The 10,859-nt window shown below is 69.1% G+C and carries 6 protein-coding genes; 5 read left to right on the top strand and 1 reads right to left on the bottom strand.

What is annotated here, in order from left to right; all coding sequences use genetic code 11:
• Positions 1 to 23 precede the first annotated feature (23 nt).
• From CLM74_RS20660 to CLM74_RS20650, 3 genes are all read left to right on the top strand, one after another.
• The gene (locus CLM74_RS20660; RefSeq protein WP_025877987.1) at positions 24 to 464 is read left to right on the top strand and encodes a hypothetical protein; all 441 of its coding nucleotides are present in this window, start codon (positions 24 to 26) and stop codon (positions 462 to 464) included.
• Between the two features lie 159 nt (positions 465 to 623).
• On the top strand, positions 624 to 884 hold the full coding sequence (locus CLM74_RS20655) for a YcgL domain-containing protein (protein ID WP_032976812.1): 261 nt from the start codon (positions 624 to 626) through the stop codon (positions 882 to 884).
• On the top strand, positions 877 to 4,215 hold the full coding sequence (locus tag CLM74_RS20650) for an ankyrin repeat domain-containing protein (protein ID WP_059065581.1): 3,339 nt from the start codon (positions 877 to 879) through the stop codon (positions 4,213 to 4,215). Before CLM74_RS20655 ends, CLM74_RS20650 begins: the two co-directional genes overlap by 8 nt.
• A 199-nt stretch (positions 4,216 to 4,414) precedes the next feature.
• Here CLM74_RS20650 and CLM74_RS20645 read toward each other — a convergent pair whose 3' ends face one another.
• Positions 4,415 to 6,202 (bottom strand): monovalent cation:proton antiporter-2 (CPA2) family protein, encoded by a 1,788-nt coding sequence (locus CLM74_RS20645; protein WP_032976814.1) that lies wholly within the window; start codon positions 6,200 to 6,202, stop codon positions 4,415 to 4,417.
• 344 nt (positions 6,203 to 6,546) lie between these two features.
• On the opposite strand from CLM74_RS20645, the gene mgtE reads away from it, so the two are divergent.
• Entirely contained in the window at positions 6,547 to 7,917 is a 1,371-nt protein-coding gene (mgtE, locus tag CLM74_RS20635; protein WP_025877611.1) for a magnesium transporter, read from the top strand.
• Between the two features lie 173 nt (positions 7,918 to 8,090).
• Positions 8,091 to 10,817 carry a bifunctional acetate--CoA ligase family protein/GNAT family N-acetyltransferase gene (locus tag CLM74_RS20630; protein ID WP_105164855.1) on the top strand — a complete coding sequence of 909 codons (2,727 nt, stop codon included), beginning with the start codon at positions 8,091 to 8,093 and terminating at the stop codon, positions 10,815 to 10,817.
• The last annotated feature ends 42 nt before the right edge of the window (positions 10,818 to 10,859 follow it).

Genomic DNA, 10,859 nt, shown 5'->3' with positions numbered 1-10,859 from the left:
CACCCCAACAAGGAGACGTTCCGATGCGCCGCACCCTGCTGATCGCCACTGCCACCGCGCTGCTGGCCCTGACTTCCACCGCTTCGGCGCGCGATACCCGCGTCGAACAGTCCCTGCGCGAGCTGATCAGTTCGCAGGCCGCCAAAGATGCCGGCATCGACGGCAGCGTGCGCTTCTACCTGGCCGGCCAGCCGGTCAGCGTGCAGCAGCGCCTGGGCGAAGACGTGACCAACAAGAAGACCAACGCCGCCAACAAGAGCGACGTCGAGGCCTGCAACTGGGTCGCGCTGTCGGCACTGCTGGCCCTGCAGGACGGTGCCAAGTCGCGCGGCGCCAACGCCGTGGTCGACATCGTCAGCTACTACAAGAAGAACGAGTTCAAGAGCGCGACCAACTACGAGTGCTGGGCCGGCACCTTCGTCGCCGGCGTGGCCCTGAAGGGCACCTACGCCAAGGTCAAGTAAGCGCTGCCGACCGGTGGCGCAGCCTGAACGGCGCCGCCACATTGCTGAACCTCAACGGGGAAACGCCGTCGATCGCGCCGCCATCGTCGCGTGACGGCTTTCCCCGGTGTCGGCTTTCCGACACAATCACGGCTCTTCCCGGGTTATCGTCCCGTGGACATGCACGCCTACGTCTATAAAAGCCAACTCAAGCCGGACACCTACGTCTATCTCGCCCGACGCGATGACTTCAGCGCTTTGCCTGCGCCGCTGTCGGCGTCGTTGGGTTCGCTCGTCTTCGTGCTGGACGTGACCCTGGACGCGGAGCGCCGGCTGGCCCAGGCCGACCCGGCCAAGGTGCGCAGCGAACTGACCGAGCGCGGGTTCTACCTGCAGGTGCCGCCGTCGGTGAGCAGCATGATGCTGCGCCACTATGACTGAGCTTTCCCGATCCCGCGCCCTGTCGCTGGCCTTCACCCTGGGTGCCTTGCTGGCACTGGGTTCGGCGCTGGGCGGCCTGCCCGGTGCGGTGCTGGCGGCACTGGCACAACCGGCGTTCGCATTGGGAATCTCGTGGTGGCGGCGCAGCCGTGCGCTGCTGCCGCCGAAGGTGATCGTCCGCCAGGACCTGCCGGCGCTGCTGGCACTGTGGATCGCCGCGCCGTTGCTGCTGGCCCTGTTGCTGGCCTGGCCGCTGGCCGCGCTGCGCGACAGCGGTAGCCTGGCTGCGGTGCTGGGTCTGAGCGTGCTGGTCAGCGCTGGCCTGCTGGCGGCCTGGCGCACCTGGCCGCTGTGGAATGATGTCGAGCGTCTCGACGGTGGCCTGGCCCAGCATTGGCAGGCGCTGGCCGGCCGCGACCTCAGCGCCTGGCGTGGCCTTGGCGTGGCCGCACTGGTGATGGCCCTGGCCGCACTGGTGGTACTGCCGACCTGGCCGGGCCTGCTGCCGGAAAGCGCGCGTTGGCCGTCGGCACTGGCGGTGCTGCTGCTGTCGCCGCTGCTCCACCTGCTGCTGCAGCGCATCGCACCGGCGCCGCTGGTCTCGCTGCGCGGCCCGGTTGGCGCTGAACTGCCGGTTGATCGCGAAACGCTGTTCAGCGCTGCGGTGGACACCACACCGCTGGAAGCATTGGCGCCGCAGGAGCTGACCCCGGCCCTGTACGAAGCCGCACGCCACGGCCGCATCGACCGCGCGCTGCAGTTGCTGCAGGCCGGCGCCGATCCGCATTCATTGCCTGACCCCAACTGGCGCGACCAGCGCAGCCTGGCTGTACTGGCCGCGGTATTGCCGGACCTGCGCCTGCTGCGCGAGCTGATCGGCCGCGGCGTCGATGTGAACGCGCCGCACCGTGGCATGACCCCGCTGCTGGCCGCGACCCGCGACAGCTGGCATGGGCGTCCGGAAGCGGTGATGACCCTGCTGGCCAACGGTGCCGATTCGCGCGCCACCGACAGCGAGGGCAACACGCCCCTGCACCACGCCGCGCGCAGTTCCGACCCGGGCGTGGCCGCACTGCTGCGTGATGCGGCGGCTGAAGTGGACGCACTGAACCGTGATGGCTGGTCGCCGCTGGCGGTGGCCTGCCAGGTCGGCAACTGGCGCCTGGCGCGCTTCCTGCTGGAGCGTGGCGCGCGCAGCGAGCCGGCTGACGGCACCCCGGTGCTGCTGGCCGCGGCCGCCACCGAGGACGACGATCCGGCCGGCGTGCAGCTGCTGCTCAAGTACAAGGCACGTGCCGACGCGCGCGACCGCCAGCGCCGCAGCGCGCTGCATGAAGCCGCACTGGCCGGCCACGTGGACATCATCGGCGTGCTGCTGGCCGCCGGTGCCAACCTGGAAGCGCGCGATGCGCTGGGCCGCACCCCGTGGCTGGAAGCCGCACGCGCCGGCCGCGCTGCCGTGGTCGAGCACCTGCTGCCGCACAAACCCGACCTGGTTGCGGTCGACACCGATGGCCGCAACGCGGTGCTGCTGGCCACGATGGCCGAGGACGTTTCGCCGTTGTTGATCAAGCGCCTGCTGGAACTGGGCATCGCCGCCGACGGCAGCGATCCGGCCGGCCGGCGCGCGGTGGACTATGCCGCCGAAGCCGGTCGCTGGGCGATCGTGGCCCTGCTGGACCCGTCCTACCCGCTGCCCGCCGCCGTCAGCGATGGCCTGGCCGAGCGCGGTGAGACGGCCAGCGCCAGCGGCCTGTTGCCCGACCGCCCGCCGTTGACCCTGCTGCGCGAGGCGCTGGGGTTCGGCAATACCGATGGCATGGCCGCACTGGCCAGGCTGTGCCAGCCCGAAGAACTGGGTGGCCTGCTGCTCGATCCGGAGCTGGCGCTGGAGCCGCGTGCGGTCGACTGGCTGCTCGCCCATGGTGCCGATCCGTACGTGCGCGACGCCTGCGCAGATACGCCGATGTTCGCGCTGCTTTCGCGTGGCATCGATGCCGTGCCAGCCCTGCAGGTGATGCTGCAGCACGGCCTGTCGCCGGCCGGGCGCGGTGGCCTGGCGCGTTTCCTGGCTGCCTGTGCGCAGCACGACCAGGCGGCGCGTGGGCTTGAGCAGCTGGCGCTGGAACTGCTGGAGCGGGGCGCCGATCCGTTTGCCGCCTCGCCGGCCGGTGATCCGCCGTTGTCGCTGGCGGTGCGCCTGGGCTGGCTGCGCCTGCAGCAGGCGCTGCTCACCACCGGCGTGGACCGCGAAGCACGCGACAGCCATGGCATGACCGCGCTGCATCTGGCCACCGCACTGGCGCGCGAAAGCGCCTTGAAGCTGCTGGTGCAGCACGGCGCCTCGCCGGAAGCGCGTGCTGCCGATGGGCAGACACCGCTGGGCGTGGCGTTGTCGATCGGTCGTCGTGATCTGGCTGATTGGCTGGACTGGCGCGTCTGGCCGCTGCCGCGCCGGACCCTGCGCGAAGGCGATCTGCCGGCCGCCGCGATGGCCGGGGATGTCGACGCCGTGCGTCGTTTGAATGATCTGGGCTTTGCCGTCGACGCCGTCGATGCGCAGGGCTGCACCGCACTGCTGCGTGCTGCCGGCGGTGGCCACCTTGCCGTGGTCGACCTGCTGCTGGCGCGCGGCGCTGATCCGCAGCATGCCGCTGCCAGTGGTGCCACGCCGTTGTCAGCGGCGGTCAGCATGCGCCAGGTCGAGATCGTCTCGGCCCTGCTCGACGCCGGTGCGCAGCTCGAACACCGCCTGCCAGGCGGGGTCACCGTGCTGATGCTGGCCTCGGCGCTGGGCCTGCCGGACATCGTGGCGCGCCTGCTCACCGCCGGTGCCGACGTGCATGCCGGCGATGCCCAGCAGCTGGCGCCGCTGCACTGCGCAGCCCTGTATGGCTTCAGTGCGCGCGACCGTTCGCGCCTGCTGGCGCTGCTCGATACCCTGCTGCTGGCTGGTGCAGAGCCGGACCAGGCCGCCGCCGGTGCGGTCACGCCGTTGCTGCTGCTGCTGGGCGCGCGCGCCGAACCGGGAACCGCCTGCGACGAGCAGGTGGTGATGGCCGCCGTCGAGCGCCTGCTGGATGAAGACGTCAGCCTGGACGTGCGCGATCCGCGCGGCTTCGGCCCGCTGCACCTGGCCGCCCTGCACGGGTTGCCGCTGCTGGTGCAGCGCCTGCTGCGCGCCGGTGCCGACCCGGAAGCGCGCGATGGCTTGAACCGCAGCCCGCGCGAGATCGCGGTGATGCGCGGCTTCATCGACGTCGCCGCCGAGTTCGAGCCGCGCGTGCCGGGCGTCTCTTCGATGGCCAGGTTCCTGCGCGACAACGGCTGAAGGTCGCCTTCCATTGGGTGGGTGCCGACCGTTGGTCGGCACACCGGCCCGCTGTCAGCGCTCCTTTTCGCCGTCGCTTTCCGCGTTCGAGCCGCGCGTGCCGGGTGTCTCTTCGATGGCCAGGTTCCTGCGCGACAACGGCTGAAGGTCGCCTTCCATTGGGTGGGTGCCGACCGTTGGTCGGCACACCGGCCCGCGATCAGCGCTCCTTGTCGCCGTCGCTTTCCGCGTCCGCTTCGAACAGGTGCATCAGGTCGTTGCGGGCATCGCGCGAGGTCTGGATCACGGCGGCCTCGTCGTCGTAGACCAGGTACTGGTCGCGCAGCAGCTTCTCGTCGTGTTCGCGGAACTGCTGCACATGGCGCTCGGCCACGTTCGGTGCCACGCCCAGCGCGGTCAGCACGCGCCCGCTCATTTCCAGGCTGGTACCGAACACTTCGCGGAACGGTTCGGCCGACATGTCCATCAACCGCCAGGCATGCTGGCGGTTGCGCGCACGCGCCAGCACCGTCGCGTCCGGGTACAGGCGGCGCACCATGCGCACCGCCCGCAGGTTGGTTTCCGGGTCGTCCACGGTGATCACGAACACGTCGATGTGCTCGCCACCGGCGGCGCGCAGCATCTCCGGCCGGGTCGGATCGCCGTAGTACAGCTGGTTGCCGAAGCGGCGCAGGTCGGCCACCGTGTCCGGGTTCGCCTCCAGTGCCACGAACGGCACCTTCTGCGCGGTGAGCAGGCGCGCGATCACCTGGCCGAAGCGGCCCATGCCGGCAATCAGCACCTTCGGGCGATTGTCCGGCGCCACCTTGTCGGCCTCCGCCGCCTGGCGGGGCGCGACCTTCTCCTCGCCGAGCAGGCGCATCAGGGCAATCATCAGCAACGGGGTGATCGCCATCGACAGGCCGACGATCGCCACCAGCCGGTCATGGTTGGCATTGCCCAGCAGATGCGCACGCTGTGCTTCGTTGAACACCACGAAGGCGAACTCGCCGCCCAGCCACAACACGCTGCCCAGCAGCAACGACTGCCGCGAGCTGAGTCTGGCGATGCGGCCGATGGCGTACAGCAGGCTGAACTTCACCACCAGCAGGATCGCCACGCCCGCAGCGATCATCCACGGTTCGGCGGCGATGCGGTCCAGGTCGATGCCCATGCCCACGGCAATGAAGAACAGGCCCAGCAGCAGGCCCTTGAACGGCTCGATCTGCGATTCCAGCTCATGCCGGAATTCCGAATCGGACAGCAGCACGCCGGCCAGGAATGCCCCCAGGCTGGGGCTCAGGCCGGCTTCCTGCATGAACCAGGCGGTGCCCAGCACCACCAGCAGTGCGGTGGCGGTGAACACCTCCGGGCTGCGGGTGCGGGCGATGATGCCGAACACCCGGCGCAGCACCGGCCGCCCGCACAGGATCACCACCGCCAGCGCGCCCAGCGCGACGGCCGCATCTTCCCAGCGCAGCGTCTCGTTCTTGACCCCGCCCAGCAGCGGAATCGCGGCCAGCAGCGGAATGGCGATCAGGTCCTGGAACAGCAGGATGGCAAACCCCAGCCGGCCATGGTCGCTGTTGATCGCCTTGTGTTCGGACAGCAGCTGCAGGCCGACCGCAGTCGACGACAGCGCCAGCGCCACGCCCACCACCAGCGCGCTCTTCCACTGGAAGTGATCGAGCAGCAGCAGGCCGCCCAGCACCAGCCCGGACAGCGCCACCTGCGCCGCGCCCGCACCGAACACCGAGCGCCGCATCACCTTCAGCCGGGCCGGGGACAGCTCCAGCCCGATCACGAACAGCAGCATGACCACGCCGATCTCGGCCGCGCCGAGGATGCGGTCGGCGTCCTGTACGAAGCCCAGACCGTCCGGACCCAACACCACGCCGGCCGCCAGGTAGCCCAGCACCGCGCCGAAGCCGAACTTCTTGAACACCGGCACCGCGATCACCGCGGCCAGCAGCAGCACCAGTGCCAGTTCCAGACCACCGCTATGCATGGGAATACCTGGTCATCGGGAGGCCGGCTGTGCGTCCGTTCGGCGGGGAGGGGAAGCGCGGCGGATGCCACCTGGTCATTATGCGCGCGCCGCTGTGTACGCACGAGAACGGCAGCGGGCCCATTGTCCGGTCAGCGTGGCGGGTTGACCTGCACCGACCGCAGGTCCAGACTGCCCGCCGCTGCCGGCGTGTCCGGCAGTACACCCCTCCGGAGTCCCCAACCCATGTCCAGCGACAGTAGAAGTCGACCTCGGTCGACGCCAGCGATGGCCACCGCCTGACACCGGGACGGTTTGCCTGCGTTGGCGTTGCGCGAGGTCGCACCCCATGAAGGCGAATCACCATGAACCAGAAGCAATTGCTGCGTCCGGTGGCCGATGCCGCAGCATTGTCGGCACCGCTGGCGAACTACAACACCGCCGACGCGGTCGAATTCCTCAACACGCTCGAACTGCAGCGCGCCGCCGAGACGCTGGCCGCGCTGTCGCTGCCGCGTGCAGTGAAGATGCTCGAGGCGCCGGAGCTGCACCGCAGTGGCGAACTGGTTGCCGCACTGCCGCCGGCACGCGCCGCCGCGCTGCTGGGGTTGATGGCCGACGACCGTGCCACCGATATCGTCCACGAGCTGGATGAAGAAGAACGCGCGCGGCTGATTCCGCTGCTGGGCAACGAAGCCCGGCAGACCATCCAGAAGCTGCTGAGCTACCCGCCGAACACCGCCGGTGCGCTGATGACCACCGAGTTCGTCGCCGTGCCCGCCACCTGGACCGTGGCCCAGACCCTGCAGCACATCCGCCAGGTCGAACGCACGCGCGAGACCGTGTATGCGATCTACGTGCTCGACCCGGCCAACCAGCAGCTGCAGCAGGTGGTGACCATGCGCCGGCTGATCACCGGGCTGCCGGAGGAATCGATCCTGGATGTGGCCCAGGTCAATCCGCCGGTGATGGTGGATGCGCAGATGGACCAGGAAGACGTGGCGCGGCTGATCCGCCGCCATGATCTGCTGGCCATTCCGGTGGTGGACGCGCAGCAGCACATGCTCGGCATCGTCACCGTCGATGACATCCTCGATGCGCTGATCGAAGAGTCCACCGAAGACGCGCACAAGTTCGGCGGCATGGAAGCGCTGGACAAGCCGTACATGCAGATCGGCTTCTTCGAGATGCTGCGCAAGCGCGCCGGCTGGCTGAGCGTGCTGTTCGTCGGCGAGATGCTGACCGCCAGCGCGATGCAGCACTACGAGGACGAACTGGCGCGCGCGGTGGTGCTGACCCTGTTCATTCCGTTGATCATGAGCTCGGGTGGCAACTCCGGTTCGCAGGCGACCTCGCTGCTGATCCGCAGCCTGGCGCTGCGCGAACTGCGCCTGCGCGACTGGTGGAAGGTGGCCCTGCGCGAAGTGCCCACCGGCATGGTGCTCGGCGCCATCCTCGGTTGCCTGGCCATCGTACGCATCGTGATCTGGCAGCTCGGTGGCTTCCATGACTACGGCGAGCACTGGATCCTGCTGGCGATCACCATCGGCGCCGCGCTGGTGGGTATCGTCACGTTCGGCTCGCTGTCCGGGTCGATGCTGCCCTTCATCCTCAAGCGGCTGGGCTTCGACCCGGCCAGCGCCTCGGCCCCGTTCGTGGCCACCCTGGTGGATGTGACCGGCCTGGTCATCTACTTCAGCATCGCCGCGATGATCCTGCACGGGACGCTGCTGTAACGGGGGGCGTCATCCACGCATGGCGTGGATCTACTGTAAGGGGGGCGTCATCCACGCATGGCGTGGATCTACTGGTTCTGGCCGGCGTAGCAGATCCACGCCCTGCGTGGATGCGATGCCAGGATCCTGCGCCGATCATGCCGCCGCAGCGCCGGTCCGTGTAACGTAGGCACATGAGTACCTACCACCTGCAGTCCGTGTTCCGTCCGCAGTCGGTCGCGGTGATCGGCGGCAGCCCGCGTGAGCGCTCGGCGGGCCGCGCAGTGATGCGCAACCTGCGCGGCACCGGCTTCCCCGGCAAAGTGGCATGGATCAACCCGCGCCATGCGGAGATCGATGGCATCCGCACGGTGAAGCGGCTGAAGGACCTGGACTGGGTGCCGGAACTGGTGGTGATCACCGCACCGGCCGCCATCGTGCCGCAGGTGGTACGCACCGCTGCCGAACGTGGCGTGCAGGCCGCGATCATCCTCACCGCGCACCTGGGAGAAGGCCCGAGTTCGCCATGGGCACAGGTGGAGGCCGCCGCGCGCGCGCATGGCCTGCGCATCCTCGGCCCGCACTGCCTGGGCGTGATCGCACCACATGCACGGCTCAATGCCAGCATCGCCGCGCATTTCCCACAGGCCGGCGACCTCGCGCTGATCTCCGAATCCTCGGCGATCGCCGCCGCCCTGGTGGAATGGGGCGTGGCGCGCTCGGTAGGGTTCTCCGCCGTGGTTTCGCTGGGCGACACCATGGACGTGGACTTCGGCGATCTGCTGGATTATTTCGCCACCGACTACCGTACCCGCGCCATCCTGCTCTATGTCGAGCAGATCAAGGACGCGCGCAAGTTCATGTCGGCCGCGCGCGCCGCTGCGCGTGCCAAACCCGTGGTGGTGGTGAAGTCCGGGCGCGCCGAACGGGTACAGCCGGGCAGCGCCGATACCCACGTGCAGGCACTGGCGCGCGCCGATGATGTGTACGGCGCGGCATTCAACCGTGCCGGCCTGCTGCGGGTGAGCGCGCTGGACGAACTGTTCACCGCGGCCGAGTCGCTGGGCCGGCTTGGCACCTTCCCCGGTCGTCGCCTGGCCATCCTCAGCAACGGCGGTGGCGTCGGCCACCTGGCGGTGGACCAGCTGATCGCCCTGCAGGGCACGCTGGCGCAACTGTCCGACAGCACCGTGCAGAAGCTGGATGCTGTACTGCCGCAGGGCTGGACGCGCAGCAACCCGGTCGACATCGTGGTCGACGCCGATGGTGATCGCTATGCCACTGCCATCGAAGCGTTGCTGGCCGACAGCGAGAACGATGCGGTGCTGGTGGTCAACGTGCCGACCGCGTTCACCTCGTCGGCCGATGCGGCGCAGGCACTGACCCGTACGCTCGGCCTGCGCCCGCGCCACCACCGCGACAAGCCGGTATTCGCGGTGTGGCTGGGCAACGACGACCAGGCCACCGCCACCCTCAATGCCGCACGCGTGCCGACCTATCCCACCGAAGCGGAGGCCGTGCGCGGCTTCCAGCATCTGGTGCGTTATCGCGAAGCACAGAGTGCGTTGATGGAAACGCCGCCGAGCCTGCCGCAGGATTTCAGCGTGGATACCGCGCGTGCGCGCGCGCTGGTCGAAGCCGCGCTGGCCAATGGCCAGGGCTGGCTGGACCCGTTGGCCACCCATGAACTGCTGAAGGCCTACGGCATCCCCTCTGCGCCGGTGATGCACGCGCGCGATGCGCACGAGGCGATGGACCTGGCGCAACCCTTGCTGGAGCGTGGTGCGACGGTCGCGCTGAAGATCCTGTCGCCCGATATTCCGCACAAATCCGAAGTGGATGGCGTGCGCCTGAATCTGGCGACGCTGCCGGCGGTGCAGAGTGCGGCCAAGGCGATCCTTGCCCGTGCACGCCAGCTGCGGCCGGACGCGCGCATCGACGGCCTGCTGGTGCAACCGACCATCGTCCGCCCGAAGGCGCGCGAGATCATCGTCGGCATCGCCGACGACGCCACGTTCGGACCCGTGATCGTGGTCGGGCGCGGTGGCACGGCGGTGGAAGTGATCAACGACAAGGCACTGGCGCTGCCGCCGCTGGACCTGCGCCTGGCCCACGAGCTGATCGGCCAGACCCGGGCTTCGCGCATTCTCAAAGCCTATGGCGACGTGCCCGCCGCCGACGAGCGCGCACTGGCACTGGCGCTGGTCAAACTGGCGCAGCTGGCGGCGGACATTCCCGAAGTGCGCACGCTGGACATCAATCCCCTGCTGGTGGACAGCAAGGGCATCCTCGCGCTGGACGCGCGCGTTGCGGTTGCGCCGTCGCGCATCCTGCACAAGGGCCGTGGCCATCCACGCTTCGCCGTGTTCCCGTATCCGAAGGAATGGGAGCGCACCATCGAGCTGTCCGATGGCGGTCGCGCGTTCGTGCGCCCGGTGCGGCCGGAAGATGACGCGCTGTTCCGTGCGTTCTTCGCGCGTGTCAGCGACGAGGATCTGCGTCTGCGTTTCTTCCAGTCGGTGAAGCATTTCAGCCACGAGTTCATCGCCCGCCTGACCCAGCTGGACTACGCCCGCTCGATCGCATTGGTGGCGCTCGAACCGCGCAGCGGCGAGATGCTCGGCGCGGTGCGATTGCATGCCGATGCGGATTACCACCGTGGCGAGTACGGCATCCTGATCCGTTCGGATCTGAAGGGCCACGGCATCGGCTGGCGCCTGATGGCGATCATGATCGAGTACGCCAAGTGGCTGGGCCTGGACGTGGTGGAAGGCCAGGTGCTGCGCGAGAACAGCACCATGCTGGCGATGTGCCAGAGCCTGGGCTTCAAGACCCGGCTGGACCCGGACGACCCGACGGTGATGATGGTGACGTTGCCGGTGCAGCAGGTGGAAGTCCCCGACGTCCCGCCAGCGGCGTGACCGTGACGGTAGCGCCGGGCCATGCCCGGCGGAACATCGGAT

This window comes from Stenotrophomonas sp. MYb57 (genome assembly GCF_002966815.1).
Classification (GTDB): Bacteria; Pseudomonadota; Gammaproteobacteria; order Xanthomonadales; family Xanthomonadaceae; genus Stenotrophomonas; species Stenotrophomonas indicatrix.
Note: the sequence above shows the minus strand (reverse complement) of the source record. Positions and strands in the feature narration are given on the sequence as shown.